Origin of the sequence: Saccharothrix obliqua, assembly GCF_019375475.1 — a bacterium.
Lineage (GTDB): Bacteria > Actinomycetota > Actinomycetes > Mycobacteriales > Pseudonocardiaceae > Actinosynnema > Actinosynnema obliqua.
The window spans coordinates 184,394-198,915 of sequence record NZ_JAHXGQ010000003.1; the positions used below are offsets into that span (position 1 = coordinate 184,394).

Genomic DNA, 14,522 nt, shown 5'->3' on the forward strand with positions numbered 1-14,522 from the left:
GCAGACCCCCGACAAGATCGGCTCGCCGCCCGCGCGGTCACAGCGCCAACACACGTCAGCACCTAGGCTTCCGCCGTGGTGACGAGGGAGAGCTGGCGGCGGCAGGCGGGTCGGGACGGCGGGCTGCCGCTGTTCCGCGCCGCCGGGATACCGGTGCTGCTCGCGCCCTCCTGGTGGCTCGGCTCGGCGGTGATCGTGGTGCTCTACGCGCCGCTCGTCGGGCAGCTCGCACCCGGTCTCGACGGCACGGCGAGCGTGGTGCTGGCCGCCGCGTTCGCGGTGTTCCTGGGCCTGTCCGTGCTGGCCCACGAACTCGGTCACAGCCTGGTGGCGCTGCGGCTGGGCCTGCCGGTGCGCCGGCTGCGGCTGTTCCTGCTGGGCGGGGTGTCGGAGGTCATGCGCACGCCGGGCAAGCCCGCCCACGAGGGGCTGATCGCCGCCGCCGGCCCGGTGGTGTCGATCGCCCTGGCCGGTGCCTTCTCGCTGGGCGCGATGGCGATACCGCACCCGGACGCGGTGTGGTTGCTGATCGCGCAGACGGCGTTCGCCAACGCCGCCGTCGCCGCGTTCAACCTGCTGCCCGGCCTGCCCCTGGACGGCGGGCGCATCCTGCGTGCCGGCGTGTGGGCGGCGACCGGGCGGCGCTTGGCGGGCACCCGTGCGGCGGTGGCCGGCGGCGGTGTCGTCGCGGCGGCGCTGGTCGGGTGGGCGCTGTGGGGGCTCGCGGACGGCAGCGAGGACCGCTGGCTCCGGTTCGCCGTGTGCGTGCTGACCGCCTGGTTCGTGGTGGCGGGCGCGCGTGGCGAGCTGGTCGACGAGCGCCGGCGCACCTGGCCGGACGGCCTGACGCTGGGCGAACTGGTGCGGCCCGTGCTGCAACTGCCCGCCGAAAGCCCCGTGTCCGGCGCGTTGACGGTCTCCGCCGGGCGCGGCGTGGTGCTGGTCCGGGCGGACGGCGTCGCGGCCGGCCTGCTGGACCGCGAGCAGGCGGAACGCCTCGCCGCGACGTCGCCGCACGCGCCCGCCGAGCAGGCGGCCGTGCCGATCCGGCCGGAGACCGTGCTGCTGGCGAGCGAGAGCGGCGCCGAGGTGGTGGAGCGGGTCCGCGGCACCGCCGCCTGGGAGTACCTGGTGGTCGACCTGGAGGGACGGCCCGCGGGCGTGCTGCGCCGCGCCGACCTCAAGGCCGCGCTGGACCGCCGCTGAGCAGCCCGGCGTCCTGCGCGAGGATCGCCGCCTGCACCCGCGACCGCAGCCCCAGCTTGGTCAGCACCCGCGACACGTGCGTCTTCACGGTCGTCTCGCCGATGTGCAGCTTTCGCCCGATCTGGTGGTTCGACAGCCCTTCGCCGAGGCACCGCAGCACGTCCACCTCGCGGTCGGTGAGCGCGTCCAGCGCCGGCGGCCTGCCGCGTGGCGCGGCCGAGGCGAACTCACGCATCAGCCGCCGCGTGACGCTCGGCGCGAGCACGCCGTCACCGGCCGCGACCTGGCGCACGGCGTCCACCAGCGCGGGCGCCTCGACCGATTTCAGCAGGAAGCCCGCCGCACCCGCGCGCAGCGCGCCGTGCACGTACTCGTCCAGGTCGAACGTGGTCAGCACCAGCACCTCGCACACGCCGACGAGCTGCCGGGTCGCCTCGATGCCGTCCACGCCGGGCATCCGGATGTCCATCAGCACCACGTCCGGCCGCAGCTCGCGGGCCAGTCGCACGGCCGTCGCGCCGTCACCGGCCTCGCCGACCACCTCGACGCCCTCCGCGCCGCCGAGGATCATCACCAGGCCCGCGCGGATCGCGGCGTGGTCGTCGGCCACCAGCACGCGGATCACAGCGGCAGCTCCGCGCGCACCACCCAGCGGTCGCCGTCCCGGCCCGCCTTGACCACACCGCCGACCGCGTGCGCGCGCTCCGCCATGCTCACCAAACCCGTCCCCGATCCTTCCGCGTCGTCGCGCGCCCGGTTGCGCACGACCACCACCAACCTCCTGACCTGCCGCTCCACCCGCACCGTCGCGTCCGAGCCGTGCTTGAGGGCGTTGGTCAACGCCTCCTGGAGGATGCGGTAGGCCGCGACGTCCACCGCCACCGGCAGGTCCTGCACCTGGTCCATCGCGAAGTCCACGGCCAGCCCGCCCGCGCGGGCCGAGTCGACCAGCCGCTCCGCGTCCGCCAGCCGGACGGCCACCGGCGCGTCCACCGGGTCGTCGGCCCGCAGCACGTCGATCATGGTCCGCATCTCGGCCAGCGACTGCACGCTGTTCTCCCGCACGGACTTCAGCACCGTGCGCACGGTCTCCGAGTCGGCGGGCATGGACAGCACCGCCTCCGACTGGATCGCGATCGCCGACAGGTGGCCCGCCACCACGTCGTGCAGGTCGCGGGCCATGCGGTTGCGCTCGGCGGCCACCGCCGCCCGCCGGTCCAGCTCCGCGATGCGGGCCACCTGCTCGGCGCTGTCCCGGTGCTGACGCACGTTCGTCGCCCACCACACGGGCACGCAGATCAGCGAGAACACCTGGAGCCCGGCGTAGAGCGAGGTCCGCCAGTCGCCCAGCACGGCGACCAGCAGGGTCACGCCGAGCGTGCCCGTGGCGACCACGGCCACGAGACCGCGGTGCAGGCCGTGCGAACCGTGCAGCGCCGCCGCGAACAGGACGTCGATGAACACCAGGATCACCGGCATGGTCAGCCCGCCGGCCAGGTCCAGCGCCACCGCGGCGGACACCACCACGATCGACAGGGCGGGCGCGCTGCGCCGGAACGCGGCGCCCGCGCACGCCAGGGCGAGGACGGCCAGGCGCGTCTGGAAGTCGGCCGAGCGCTCCCCGCCCGCGAACACCAGGTCCAGCTTGAGCTGGAAGATCACCGTGCCCAGGGCGAAGTACCCGACCGCGACCAGGACGTCGCGCTTCGACGGGCGGATCTCCACCCCTGAATCACAGCACAGGCAGTCGGTGGCGGCGTCCTACGAAGTGATGACCACCGGTCGATCCGCTCGCCGACGCGCCGGGGCGCGCCCGAACGACATGATCGGACCGTGGTCGAACCGCTGGTTGTGCTCATCGTCGCGTGCGAGATCGGTTTCTGGGTCGTGCTGGGTGCGGGCTTGTTCACCCGGTACGTGCTGCGGAAGCCGAAGGTCGGCGCGGCGCTGCTGGTGTGCACGCCGCTGGTGGACGTGGTCCTGCTGGCGGCGACCGTCGTCGACCTGCGCTCGGGGGGTGAGGCGCAGACGGCGCACGGCCTGGCCGCGATCTACCTGGGGGTGAGCATCGCGTTCGGGCACAGCATGTTGCGCTGGGCCGACCAGCGGTTCGCCCACCGCTTCGCGGGTGGTCCGCCACCGGTGAAGCCGCCGAAGGAAGGTGCCGCGCGGGTGCGTCACGAGTGGCGCGAGTGGTTCAAGTTCGTGCTCGCCTGGGCCATCGCGTGTGCCGTGATGCTGCTGCTCAGGCACGTCGTGGCCACCCCGGAGCGCACGGAGGCCCTGTCGGGGCAGATGGGCGGGATGACGCTCGTCGGCGCCGTGTGGCTCGTCGGCTGGCCTGTGTACTACACGGTCAAGGAAGCTGCTCGGAGGGGGATCAATGCGTGAGGTAGTGGGGATCATCCTGCTGGTGCCGCAGGGGATCGTGCCCCTGGTGCTGATGGCGCTGGACGTGGACTCCAAGAGCTGGTTCATCGCGATGCACCTGCCGGACTGGGCGCGAATACCCGCGGCGGTCGTCCTCATGCTGATCGGCGCGGCGTTGACGATCACCGGGGTGCGTGCGGAACGAGGCCGCTGAGCAGGCGCGCGGGGCCTTCTGCGACCATCGTGCGCCGTTGTACGCACGTTCGTCCAGGAGGTTCCCCGCGGTGAGCACCGCCAGTGGTCCGTTCCAGCCCGGAGACCGGGTGCAGTTGACCGATCCGAAGGGGCGGCACTACACGATCGTGCTCGAACCGGGCAAGGAGTACCACACCCACCGGGGCGCGTTGTCGCACGACAAGTTGATCGGTCAGCCGGAGGGGTCCGTGGTGACGTCCGCGGGTGGCACGTCGTTCCTCGCGTTGCGCCCGCTGCTCCCGGACTACGTGCTGTCCATGCCGCGGGGTGCGCAGGTGATCTACCCCAAGGACGCCGCGCAGATCGTGATGTACGGCGACGTGTTCCCCGGTGCCCGGGTGTTGGAGGCCGGTGCCGGGTCGGGCGCCCTGACGTGCTCGCTGCTGCGCGCCGTGGGGGAGAAGGGCAGCGTCACGTCCTACGAGGTGCGTGACGACCACGCGGAGCACGCGGTCCGCAACGTGGAGCAGTTCTTCGGCGAACGCCCCGGTAACTGGTCGCTCACCGTGGGTGATGTGGCGGAGCACGAGGGCGAGGTGGACCGCGTGGTCCTCGACATGCTCGCCCCGTGGGACGTCCTGCCGGCCGTGGCGCGCAGCCTCATCCCGGGCGGCGTCCTGGTGGTGTACGTCGCGACCACGACCCAGTTGTCGAAGGTCACCGAGGCGATCCGGGAGCAGCAGCACTGGACGGAGCCCCACGCCTGGGAGACGCTCGTGCGGCCGTGGCACGTGGTGGGGCTGGCGGTGCGCCCGGAGCACCGGATGATCGGGCACACGGCGTTCCTGCTGACCACCCGCCGACTGGCGGACGGCGTGACCCCACCCCGACCGCAACGCCGCCCGTCAAAGGGCTGACCAGCAAAAACGGCCCGCGCGCCAGCGCGGGCCGCCCGGCCACCGTCACTTCTGCTCGCAGGCCACCCAGCCGTCGTCCGTCTTGAGGAACGGCACCTTGTTGGACAGGTCGTCCTTGATGAACTCCTTGAGTTCGTCCGGCACGCCCTCCAGCTTGATCGCGATCTCCGCCTCGGCGTGCGTGGAGTCCTTCTCGGTGACGTTCTTCACGCTGGCGACCATCTTGATGTTCTTGGCCGCCTCCTGCATCTTCTTGGCCTTCTCCTTGAACTCCGGAGGCAGGCTGTCGAGGTTCTTCTCCAGGTCCTCGTTGATGGCGGACGGGTCGTACGCCTTCTTCAGGTCGTCGATGTCCTTCTGGTTCTCGGCGCAGGTCAGCGACCGCAGCTTCTCGTAGTCCTTGTTCGAGATGGCCGTGGCGAAGCTGTCGGCCGCGTCCTTGGCCGTCCCGTTGCCGCCGCCGAGCGTGAACACGAGGGCCAGGACGACGCCGATCACCAGGATGCCGCCGCCGGCGAGGATCCAGGGCAGGGGGCTCTTCTTGCGCGGCGCGCCGTAGGGGTCGCCGAAACCACCCGGTTGGCCGTAGCCGGGCGGGTACTGGCCGGGCTGGCCGTAGGGCGGCTGCTGGCCGGGCTGGCCCGGCTGCCCGGGCCCCGGCTGCTGGAAGCCGCCCGGGGGCGGGCCGTAACCGGGCTGGGGTTGCCCACCCTGTGGGAAGCCGGGAGGCGGCGGCGGGTACCCGCCGGGCTGCTGGCCGGGACCTGGCTGGCCGCCGAATTGGCCTGGTTGCTGGCCAAATTGACCCGGCTGCTGACCGTACGGACCCGGCTGCTGCGGCGGGACGGACATCACGTTCTCCTAGAACTTTCCGCTGGTGGCAGAGGACACTGCCCGGAACGACTCGTACTAGGACGCACGGTAGCGGGTCGGCGGTTCCGTCAGGCACCGGTATGGAGCAGTTCATCCGGCCGAGAGGGGGGAATGTGTGATCACACAACCCCCGGGAACCCCGCGGGTGGCCGCTTTTGTCGGTGATCGCCGGTACCGTTGTCGTACGAACACGGGAGGAGGGTGCCGACATGCAGCACGGTCATCCCGGCAGCCAGCCCGATGAGGGCGGCGAGCTGAACAAGGGCAACAACTCTGGTGAGCTGACAGCGCAGATCAGGTTCCTGGAGGACGAGATCGCGTTGCTGCGCCGCAAGTTGACGGAATCCCCACGACACGTCCGCCTGCTGGAGCAGAGGTTGGCGGAGGCGACGGAGCGCGTCAGCCAGCTGACCGAGCGCAACACGAAGCTCATCGACACCCTTCGAGAAGCACGGAGCCAGCTCCTCGCGCTGCGCGAGGAAGTGGACCGCCTCGCTCAGCCACCGAGTGGTTACGGCGTGTTCCTGGCGCGGTTCGAGGACGGCACGGTGGACGTGTTCACCTCCGGCCGTCGGATGCGGGTCTCGGTGTCGCCGGCGGTGGAGGCGGCGTCCCTGGTCCTCGGCCAGTCGGTGCGCCTGAACGAGGCGTTGACGGTCGTCGAGGGCGGCGGTTTCGAGCGGACCGGCGAGGTCTGCACGCTGCGCGAGGTGCTGGAGGCCGACGCGGACCAGTCCATCGGGCGGGCCCTGGTCGTCGGGCACGCCGACGAGGAGCGCGTCGTGTGGTTGGCGCAGCCCCTCATGGACGCGCCGCTCAAGGCGGGCGACTCGCTGCTGGTCGACTCGAAGGCGGGCTTCGCCTACGAGCGGGTGCCGAAGGCCGAGGTCGAGGACCTGGTGCTGGAGGAGGTGCCGGACGTCAAGTACGAGGACATCGGCGGCCTCTACCGGCAGATCGAGCAGATCCGCGACGCCGTGGAACTCCCGTTCCTGCACGCCGACCTGTTCCGCGAGTACCGCCTGCGCCCGCCGAAGGGCGTGCTGCTCTACGGCCCTCCCGGCTGCGGCAAGACCCTCATCGCGAAGGCGGTGGCGAACTCACTGGCCAAGCAGGTGGCCGCCGCGCGCGGCGAGGACCACCGCGAGGCCAAGAGCTACTTCCTCAACATCAAGGGCCCCGAGCTGCTCAACAAGTTCGTCGGCGAGACCGAGCGGCACATCCGCCTGATCTTCCAGCGCGCGCGGGAGAAGGCGTCCGAGGGCACCCCGGTGATCGTGTTCTTCGACGAGATGGACTCGATCTTCCGGACCCGGGGCAGCGGCGTGTCGTCGGACGTCGAGACGACCATCGTCCCCCAGCTCCTCAGCGAGATCGACGGCGTGGAGGGCCTGGAGAACGTCATCGTGATCGGCGCCTCCAACCGGGAGGACATGATCGACCCGGCCATCCTCCGCCCGGGACGCCTGGACGTGAAGATCAAGATCGAGCGCCCGGACGCCGAGGGCGCCAAGGACATCTTCAACAAGTACCTGACGCCCGACCTGCCGATCCACGCCGACGACCTGGCGGAGTTCGGCGGCGACCCGGCGGCCTGCATCGACGGCATGGTGCAGCACACGGTCGAGCGCATGTACGAGGAGTCCGAGGACAACCGCTTCCTGGAGGTCACCTACGCCAACGGTGACAAGGAGGTCCTGTACTTCCGGGACTTCAACTCGGGCGCGATGATCCAGAACATCGTGGACCGGGCCAAGAAGGCGGCCATCAAGAGCCTCCTCGACACCAAGCAGCCGGGCCTGTCGGTCCGCCACCTGCTGGACGCGATCGTGGACGAGTTCGCGGAGAACGAGGACCTGCCGAACACGACGAACCCGGACGACTGGGCCAGGATCTCCGGCAAGAAGGGCGAGCGCATCGTCTACATCCGCACCTTGGTGACCGGGAAGAACCAGGAGTCAGGCCGCGCCATCGACACGGCGACCAACACCGGCCAGTACCTCTAGCCACACACGCACGCAACACACACTCAACACTGAACACAGAGCACACCCAGGAAGCCCCCGCCCAGCCACACAGCGGGGGCTTCCGCTTGCAACCGTGCGGAAGCCCCGCACACCAGTCCCCCCGTCGTGTTCTCCCCGTATGGCCTGCGCGCCAGCGAACCGCGCTCGTTCCCAGGGCGCAAGCACGCTTTTCGCTTGCGCCCTGGGAACGAGGGTGGTTGTCTCTGACCAGGCCATACGGGGAGAACACGACGGCGCTTTGACAGTTCTCCTTGGCGGCCTGCCAAGCGGCGAGCGTCGCTTTTAACCCACCGCTCACCCCACCCGCTCACCCCACCCGCTCACCCCACCCGCTCACCCCACCCGCTCACTCCACCCGCTCACTCCACCCGCTCACTCCACCCGCTCACCCCACCGAAACCACCCCGGACTCGTACGCCACGATCACGAGCTGAGCCCGATCCCGAGCCTGGAGCTTGTGCAGCAACCGCCCCACATGGGTCTTCACCGTGCCCATCGAGAGGTGCAACTCCCGCATGATCTCCGCGTTGGACAACCCCCGCGCGATCAACGTCAACACCTCCCTCTCCCGCTCGGTGACCCCTTCCAACTCCACCCCCCGCCGCTCCGGCCGGCGGGCGAACTCGGCGATCAACCTCCGCGTGACCGACGGCGACAGCAACGCGTCCCCGTCGGCAACCACCCGCACCGCCGCCAACAACTCCGCGGGCGGCGTGTCCTTCAGCAGGAACCCTCCCGCCCCCGCGCGCAGCGCCGAGTACACGTACTCGTCCAGGTCGAACGTGGTCAGGATCAACACCTTCGCCGCGGAGAAAGCAGCGATCTCCCGCGTAGCGGCGATCCCGTCCATCACGGGCATCCGGACGTCCATCAACACCACGTCCGGCGACGTCTCGCGCACCACGGCGACCGCCGCGGCGCCGTCCCCGGCTTCACCCACGACCCGCAACCCGGGCTCCGAATCGATCAACACCCGGAAACTGCCCCGCAGCAGCGCCTGATCGTCGACCACCACAACGTCGACCATCAGAAGGGAACCTCGGCAGCGACCCGAAACCCGCCCCCACGAACCGGCCCGGCGGAGAACGTCCCGCCGTACACGGCGACCCGCTCACGCATCCCGATCAACCCGTGCCCCCCACCCCCGACCAACACCCTCTCCCCGGGCCCGTCGTCCACCACCACGATCCGCACCACGTCCCCCTCCCTCGACACGGTCACCGAGCACCGCGCCGGGGCGGCGTGCTTGACCACGTTCGTCACCGACTCCTGCACGATCCGGAACACCGTCAACGCCACTCCGTCCGGCAGCTCCGACCCGCCGTCCACGACCAGCCGCACCGTCACACCGGCCATCGCGGCCCGGTCCACCAGCCCGTGCAGGTCCCCGATCCCGGGCAGGGGCGCCAACTCGGCCCCGTCCACTTCCCTGAGCACGCCCAGCAACCGCCGCATCTCGACCAACGTCCCGCGACTGGTCGTCTCGATGACCCGCAACGCTTCCCGGGCCTGCTCCGGCTGCGCGACGGCCACGTGGTTGCCGATCCCCGCCTTGACCGTGATCAGCGCCAGGCTGTGCGCGACCACGTCGTGCAGTTCCCGCGCGATGCGCAACCGCTCCTCGGTCACCGCCCGTGCCATCTCTTCCGCGACCGCCCGCTCCGCGTAGGTGCGCCGAACACGCGTGGACCGCCCCAACGCCCATGCTCCGGTGAGGAACAACGTCACCGCGATCGCCAACCCGATGTCGTCCGGCCACGGTTCCGCGATGAACACGGCCACCACTCCCATGACCAGTGCGCACAACAACGCCGCGACCGACCGACCGCGTGGCAGTGACACCGCCACCATGTAGATCGCGAACGCCGACGGCCCGAAGGGCTCCAACGTGATGTGCAGGACCGTGGCCACGGTCTGCGCGGTGACCACCACACCGGCCACCGCCAACGGCCACCGCCGACGCACGGCCAACGGCAGCCCCACCAACACCGCCAGCCCGTACCCGAACCACAGGGGCACGTTCTCGGCTTGTCGGTCCGCGAACTCCCGGTACACCAGGACGACCACCACGCCGGCGACCATGTCCAGGGCGAACAGGTATGCCGTCGGCAGCCACCGGGCCAAGCGCGTTGTCACGCGCCGACGGTATCCGCCCGCCCCACCCCTCACATCGAACCCAGGTCCGATCCCACCTCCCACCAACAGCAGACCGCCGTCCGATCCGCGACCCACCCCTCACCGGCCACTCTCGTCCCGTGATCGAAGTACGCGACCTCATCAAGCGCTACGGCGGCTCAAGGGCCGTCGACGGCCTCAGCTTCGAAGTGAAACCCGGCTACGTGGCGGGTTTCCTCGGTCCCAACGGCGCCGGCAAGTCCACCACGATGCGGGCGATCCTCGGCCTGGACCGCCCCACCAGCGGTGAGGCTCTGGTGAACGGGAAACGCTATGCCGACCTGGCACACCCGATGCGCCAGGTGGGTGCCCTGCTGGACGCGGGAGCGGCGCACGGGGGACGCCGCGCCTACGACCACCTCCGCGTTCTCGCGCGCAGCAACGGGATCGACCGGTCCCGCGCCGCGGAAACCCTGGAGCAGGTGGGTTTGGCGGGTGCGGCGAACAAGCGGATCGGCACGCTCTCCCTGGGGATGCGCCAGCGGTTGGGCGTGGCCGCCGCGCTGCTCGGCGACCCCGGTGTGCTGATGTTCGACGAGCCGGTCAACGGCCTGGACCCGGAGGGCATCCGCTGGATCCGCCACCTCATGCGGGACCTGGCGGCCGAGGGGCGGACGGTCCTGGTCTCCAGCCACCTGATGAGTGAGATGGCGCTGACCGCGGACCGGGTGGTGGTCATCGGCCGGGGCAGGCTCATCACCGAGTCGTCCATGAAGGACTTGAGCGACCGGTTCCGCCGCGACGTCCTGGTGCGCTCGGCGGACCAACCCGCCCTGGCCCGCGCGCTGGAGCAGGCCCGCGCGGCGGTGGTCTTCGAGGACGACGCGATCGCCGTCCGCGGGCTCACCGCCCGGCAGGTCGGTGAGGTCGCCGCGCGGCAGCAGATCCCGCTGCACGAGCTGACGCCGCGCTCCGCGTCCCTGGAGGACGCCTACCTCGAACTGACCGATGACAGCGTGGAGTACCGGACGGAGGCGACCCGATGACCGACGTGCTCGCATCGGAGTTCCTCAAGCTCCGCACCGTCCGCTCCACCACGTACCTCGTCCTCTCCATCGCCGCGACGCTCGCCGCGGCCGTCCTCGTCGCGTACCTCATGACCTCCGACTACGACCGGCAACCACCCGAGGTGCAGGCCGCCTTCAGCGCCGCCGACCCCAACGCGGTGGTGCTCCCGTTCGGGCAGTTCGTGCTGGGCGTCCTGGGCGCGCTCGCGGTCACGTCCGAGTACGGCAGCGGCATGATCCGCACGGCGCTGGTCTCCGTGCCGCGGCGGCGGGTGCTGCTGTCGGCGAAGGTCGTCGTGGTGGGTGCGGTGTCGGCGGCGATCGGTGTCACGGCGACGTTGCTCGCCTACATCGCCGGCGAGGTCATCACCGGTGACCGGCCGGAGCCGATCTCGGCGTACGGCTCGTTCTCCGACGCGTTGCCGACGTTGCTCGCCAACTCGGCTTCGCTGACGCTCATGGGTCTGGTCGGCCTGGGGCTGGGCTTCCTGCTCCGGTCCACCGCGGGCACGCTGGTCACCCTCTGCGGTCTCCTCTTCGTGGCGCCGACGATCGCCCTCTTCCTGCCGCCGCCGTGGGACGGCCGCCTGTACTCCGTGATGCTGCCGCTCCTGGCCCCGCAGCTGGCGGGTGGCCTCCCGAACGCGCCGCTGTCGCCGGCGGGCGCGGGGCTGGCCATGGTGGCGTACCTGGTCGTGACGCTGGGCGGGGGCCTGGTGGCGCTCGTGCGCAGGGATTCCTGAGCCCTTGACGGACGCGCGGCGTGGTCGTTAGTGTCCAGCGATAGTTTGGAAAGTTTCCTGACTAATTAGTGATCCGCCGCCCTGACCCCGAGAGGACAACCATGGCAAGGCTCCGGATCGCGCTGGCCCTGGCGGCCACGCTCGCCGTCTCGCTCACCCCGGTCACGGCAAACGCCGTCACCGCGAACGCGAACACCACCACCGCCATCACCACCGCCGCCCTCCCCGCGGGCTCACCCGCCGCCGTCAACGGCCAACTCAAGGTCTGCGGCGTGAAGCTCTGCAACCAGCACGGCAAACCGATCCAACTGCGGGGCATGAGCACGCACGGCATCCAGTGGTACGCGCAGTGCGTCAAGAGCCAGTCCTTGGACGCGCTCGCCAACGACTGGAAGGCCGACGTCCTCCGCATCTCGATGTACGTCCAGGAAGGCGGGTACGAGACCAACCCGCGCAAGTTCACCGACCTGGTGCACAACTACATCGAGGAGGCGACGAAGCGCGGCCTGTACGCCCTCGTCGACTGGCACCAGCTCACGCCGGGCGACCCGAACCACAACCTCTCCCGCGCCAAGACGTTCTTCAAGGAGATCGCCAACCGGCACAAGGACAAGACCAACATCATCTACGACATCGCGAACGAGCCCAACGGGGTGTCGTGGTCGAAGGTGAAGTCCTACGCGGAGAAGATGGTCCCGGTGATCCGCGCCGAGGACTCCGACAGCCTGGTCCTGGTCGGCACGAACGGCTGGTCGACGTTCGGCGTGTCCGACGGCAAGGACCCGCAGGAGGTGGTGAACAACAAGATCAACGCCTCCAACATCATGTACACCTTCCACTTCTACGCCGCTTCGCACCACGGTGAGCACTTCAACGCGCTGTCGAAGGTCGCCGACCAGGTGCCCGTGTTCGTCACCGAGTTCGGCACCCAGAACTACGACGGCGACGGTGCGAACGACTTCTCGTACTCCCAGAAGTACATCGACCTGATGAACGCCAAGAAGATCAGCTGGGTCAACTGGAACTTCTCCGACGACGAGCGCTCCGGCGCGGTCTTCAAGACCGGCACGTGCGACGGCACGTCGTTCGCCGGCACCTCGAAGCTCAAGCCCGCCGGCGTCTGGGTCCGCGACCGCATCCGCACCGCCGACGACTTCCCGACGTCCTGACCGCACCGGGCAGCCACGGGCAGCCACGGGCAGCCACGAGCAGCCACGAGCAGCCACGGGCGGCCACGGGCCGCCCCGGGCAGCCACGCCGACCGGCGGGCCACACGGCCCGCCGGTTACCGTGGTGACGTGCCGGAATTCGCCCTGGGACTCGCCGCGCTGGGCCGTCCCGCCTACATCAACCTCGGCCGCGAGGACGCGCTTCCCGCGGACCGCGACGTGGACGCCATGCGCGCCGCGTGCCACGAGGTCCTGGACGCGGCCTACGCGGCGGGCATCCGGCGCGTGGACGTGGCCCGCTCCTACGGCCGCGCGGAGGAGTTCCTGGCGGAGTGGCTGGCCGCGCGCGGCCACCGCGACGTCCGCGTGTCCAGCAAGTGGGGTTACGAGTACGTGGCGGGCTGGCGGCGCGATGTGGCCGTGCACGAGGTCAAGGAGCACTCGCTGGACCGGTTCAGCCGGCAGTGGGAGGAGACCCGGGAGCTGCTGGGCTACCAGCTGGAGCTGTACATGGTGCACTCCCTCACCGAGGACAGCGAGCTGTTCGGCGACGCCGAGCTGCTGGCGGCGCTGGGCGCGGTCCGCGATTCCGGCGTCCGCCTCGGCTTCTCCGCGTCCGGCCCGCACCAGGGCGAGACCATCCGCCGCGCGGCGGACCTGGAGGTCGAGGGCCGCCGCCTGTTCGAGGCGGTCCAGGCGACCTGGAACGTGCTGGAGCCCTCCGCCGGCCCGGCGCTCGCGTGGGCGCACGACACCGACATCGAGGTGTTCGTGAAGGAGGGGCTGGCCAACGGCAGGCTCGCCGTCGACCCGCCCGCACCGATCCGGCACCTGGCCGACGAGCGCGGTGTCGGCCCGGACGCCGTCGCCCTGGCCGCCGTGCTCGCGCAGCCGTGGGCGGACGTCGTGCTGTCCGGCGCGGCGAGCGTCGAGCAGCTGCACGCCAACCTGCTCGCCCGCGACATCACACCGGACCTGCCGGACCTCGCCGAGGACCCGGGCGACTACTGGGCTACTCGGGCCGCGCTGCCCTGGGCGTGAGCCGGACGGCGCCGGAGTCGAGGTCGATCGGGCCGCGCGGCGGGGCGCCGTCCTCCTCCTCGTCACGCATCATCGACTCGGTCTGCCGCTGGTCCAGCTCTAATTGCTTGCCCCCGTAGAACAGCGTGGTGAACTGGTCCATGCCCGCCTGTGCGACCACCGGGTGGCCCCGGCGGCGACGCACCCAGCGCCACACCCGTTCGCCCGCCGCGAGGGCGAACAACAGCACGGCGAGACCGGGTATCGACATCGCGAAGATCATGCCCACGACAACCACTCCAGGATCAGGGCCCGGCCGTCCGGCACCACCGGCGACTCGGGGTTCTCGGCTTCCGCACGCACCGCCTCGACATCCACCCACGCACCCGACGCGACTTCCTCGGGTTGCAGCGTGAACGGGCCATCGGAGCGCACCTCGTAAACGTGCGCGTGGTAGCGGATGGTTCCGTCCTGGAACGTCGTCCGGAAGCGGAACTCGGGTCGCGCCACGACACCCAGCTCCTCGGCCAGCTCACGTGCCGCGCACTCGTCGGGCGACTCACCCGCCGCGACGACCCCGCCGCACGTCGGGTCGTACAGGCCCGGGTAGACGTCCTTGGTGTCCGTGCGGCGGTGGACGAACAAGCGCCGCCCGTCGAGCGACCGCACGACGATGACGGCGCACGCGTGCCACAACCCCTCGGCACGCATCCGCTCCCGCGTCGCCCAGCCGGCCGGTTCCCCGTCCGGCGTCACCACCAGCACCCGCTCCACCGCGCCCCCTCATCGAAGATCCACCCCGAGTAGTACGCCTCAGTGA

Annotated in this window: 16 protein-coding genes; 9 read left to right on the forward strand and 7 right to left on the reverse strand. The window is 70.7% G+C overall.

The genetic code is table 11. From position 1 onward, the window contains the following. Positions 1-75: 75 nt before the first annotated feature. Positions 76-1,206 carry a site-2 protease family protein gene (locus tag KZQ38_RS10860; protein WP_219440787.1) on the forward strand — a complete coding sequence of 377 codons (1,131 nt, stop codon included), beginning with the start codon at positions 76-78 and terminating at the stop codon, positions 1,204-1,206. Here the strand turns inward: KZQ38_RS10860 and KZQ38_RS10865 are convergent. Together KZQ38_RS10865 and KZQ38_RS37000 are read right to left on the reverse strand one after the other, a co-directional pair. Then, positions 1,181-1,831 carry a response regulator gene (locus KZQ38_RS10865; protein ID WP_219440789.1) on the reverse strand — a complete coding sequence of 217 codons (651 nt, stop codon included), beginning with the start codon at positions 1,829-1,831 and terminating at the stop codon, positions 1,181-1,183. The two genes, KZQ38_RS10860 and KZQ38_RS10865, sit on opposite strands and share 26 nt — an antisense overlap. After that, positions 1,828-2,931 (reverse strand): sensor histidine kinase, encoded by a 1,104-nt coding sequence (locus KZQ38_RS37000; RefSeq protein WP_219440791.1) that lies wholly within the window; start codon positions 2,929-2,931, stop codon positions 1,828-1,830. Before KZQ38_RS37000 ends, KZQ38_RS10865 begins: the two co-directional genes overlap by 4 nt. 108 nt (positions 2,932-3,039) lie before the next feature. Here KZQ38_RS37000 and KZQ38_RS10875 point away from each other — a divergent pair, with 108 nt between their 5' ends. The 3 genes from KZQ38_RS10875 (at position 3,040) to KZQ38_RS10885 (ending at position 4,688) form a co-directional block, all read left to right on the forward strand. Continuing rightward, positions 3,040-3,597, forward strand: a complete 558-nt coding sequence (locus tag KZQ38_RS10875) for a hypothetical protein (protein ID WP_219440793.1) — start codon at positions 3,040-3,042, stop codon at positions 3,595-3,597. Continuing rightward, positions 3,590-3,790 carry a hypothetical protein gene (locus tag KZQ38_RS10880; protein ID WP_219440795.1) on the forward strand — a complete coding sequence of 67 codons (201 nt, stop codon included), beginning with the start codon at positions 3,590-3,592 and terminating at the stop codon, positions 3,788-3,790. Before KZQ38_RS10875 ends, KZQ38_RS10880 begins: the two co-directional genes overlap by 8 nt. 70 nt (positions 3,791-3,860) lie before the next feature. Further along, positions 3,861-4,688 carry a tRNA (adenine-N1)-methyltransferase gene (locus KZQ38_RS10885; RefSeq protein ID WP_219440797.1) on the forward strand — a complete coding sequence of 276 codons (828 nt, stop codon included), beginning with the start codon at positions 3,861-3,863 and terminating at the stop codon, positions 4,686-4,688. Between the two features lie 45 nt (positions 4,689-4,733). On the opposite strand, the gene KZQ38_RS10890 is transcribed toward KZQ38_RS10885, so the two are convergent. Next, positions 4,734-5,540: a hypothetical protein gene (locus KZQ38_RS10890; RefSeq protein ID WP_219440799.1), complete on the reverse strand. Its 807-nt coding sequence runs from the start codon at positions 5,538-5,540 to the stop codon at positions 4,734-4,736. 230 nt (positions 5,541-5,770) lie between these two features. Between KZQ38_RS10890 and arc the strand changes: the two genes are divergently transcribed. Beyond that, complete coding sequence (gene arc / locus KZQ38_RS10895; RefSeq protein ID WP_219440801.1) at positions 5,771-7,567, forward strand: proteasome ATPase; 1,797 nt, start codon at positions 5,771-5,773, stop codon at positions 7,565-7,567. Positions 7,568-7,973: 406 nt separating this feature from the next. On the opposite strand, the gene KZQ38_RS10900 is transcribed toward arc, so the two are convergent. Together KZQ38_RS10900 and KZQ38_RS10905 are read right to left on the reverse strand one after the other, a co-directional pair. Continuing rightward, positions 7,974-8,615, reverse strand: coding sequence for a response regulator (locus KZQ38_RS10900; RefSeq protein WP_219440803.1), 642 nt, complete (start codon positions 8,613-8,615; stop codon positions 7,974-7,976). Next, the gene (locus KZQ38_RS10905) at positions 8,615-9,724 is read right to left on the reverse strand and encodes a sensor histidine kinase (protein WP_219440805.1); all 1,110 of its coding nucleotides are present in this window, start codon (positions 9,722-9,724) and stop codon (positions 8,615-8,617) included. Before KZQ38_RS10905 ends, KZQ38_RS10900 begins: the two co-directional genes overlap by 1 nt. A gap of 119 nt (positions 9,725-9,843) precedes the next feature. Here KZQ38_RS10905 and KZQ38_RS10910 point away from each other — a divergent pair, with 119 nt between their 5' ends. From KZQ38_RS10910 to KZQ38_RS10925, 4 genes are all read left to right on the forward strand, one after another. Then, on the forward strand, positions 9,844-10,749 hold the full coding sequence (locus KZQ38_RS10910; RefSeq protein WP_308258344.1) for an ABC transporter ATP-binding protein: 906 nt from the start codon (positions 9,844-9,846) through the stop codon (positions 10,747-10,749). Beyond that, complete coding sequence (locus tag KZQ38_RS37005; protein ID WP_219440809.1) at positions 10,746-11,513, forward strand: ABC transporter permease; 768 nt, start codon at positions 10,746-10,748, stop codon at positions 11,511-11,513. The genes KZQ38_RS10910 and KZQ38_RS37005 overlap by 4 nt, the downstream gene beginning before the upstream one ends. Before the next feature lie 101 nt (positions 11,514-11,614). Beyond that, entirely contained in the window at positions 11,615-12,682 is a 1,068-nt protein-coding gene (locus tag KZQ38_RS10920; protein WP_219440811.1) for a glycoside hydrolase family 5 protein, read from the forward strand. 129 nt (positions 12,683-12,811) lie between these two features. Next, the gene (locus KZQ38_RS10925) at positions 12,812-13,723 is read left to right on the forward strand and encodes an aldo/keto reductase (RefSeq protein WP_219440813.1); all 912 of its coding nucleotides are present in this window, start codon (positions 12,812-12,814) and stop codon (positions 13,721-13,723) included. Here KZQ38_RS10925 and KZQ38_RS10930 read toward each other — a convergent pair. Together KZQ38_RS10930 and KZQ38_RS10935 are read right to left on the reverse strand one after the other, a co-directional pair. Further along, positions 13,695-13,985, reverse strand: a complete 291-nt coding sequence (locus KZQ38_RS10930; RefSeq protein WP_257901274.1) for a DUF6191 domain-containing protein — start codon at positions 13,983-13,985, stop codon at positions 13,695-13,697. The genes KZQ38_RS10925 and KZQ38_RS10930 overlap by 29 nt on opposite strands. Continuing rightward, complete coding sequence (locus KZQ38_RS10935; protein ID WP_219440817.1) at positions 13,982-14,476, reverse strand: NUDIX domain-containing protein; 495 nt, start codon at positions 14,474-14,476, stop codon at positions 13,982-13,984. The genes KZQ38_RS10930 and KZQ38_RS10935 overlap by 4 nt, the downstream gene beginning before the upstream one ends. Between the last annotated feature and the right edge of the window lie 46 nt (positions 14,477-14,522).

Excerpts from the sequence above, each read along its gene's own strand:
- KZQ38_RS37005 (WP_219440809.1), top strand. The coding sequence starts at position 10,746 with ATGACCGACGTGCTCGCATCGGAGTTCCTCAAGCTCCGCACCGTCCGC.
- arc (WP_219440801.1), top strand. The coding sequence starts at position 5,771 with ATGCAGCACGGTCATCCCGGCAGCCAGCCCGATGAGGGCGGCGAGCTG.
- KZQ38_RS10890 (WP_219440799.1), bottom strand. The coding sequence starts at position 5,540 with ATGTCCGTCCCGCCGCAGCAGCCGGGTCCGTACGGTCAGCAGCCGGGT.
- KZQ38_RS10920 (WP_219440811.1), top strand. The coding sequence starts at position 11,615 with ATGGCAAGGCTCCGGATCGCGCTGGCCCTGGCGGCCACGCTCGCCGTC.
- KZQ38_RS10930 (WP_257901274.1), bottom strand. The coding sequence starts at position 13,985 with ATGATCTTCGCGATGTCGATACCCGGTCTCGCCGTGCTGTTGTTCGCC.
- KZQ38_RS10880 (WP_219440795.1), top strand. The coding sequence starts at position 3,590 with ATGCGTGAGGTAGTGGGGATCATCCTGCTGGTGCCGCAGGGGATCGTG.
- KZQ38_RS10900 (WP_219440803.1), bottom strand. The coding sequence starts at position 8,615 with ATGGTCGACGTTGTGGTGGTCGACGATCAGGCGCTGCTGCGGGGCAGT.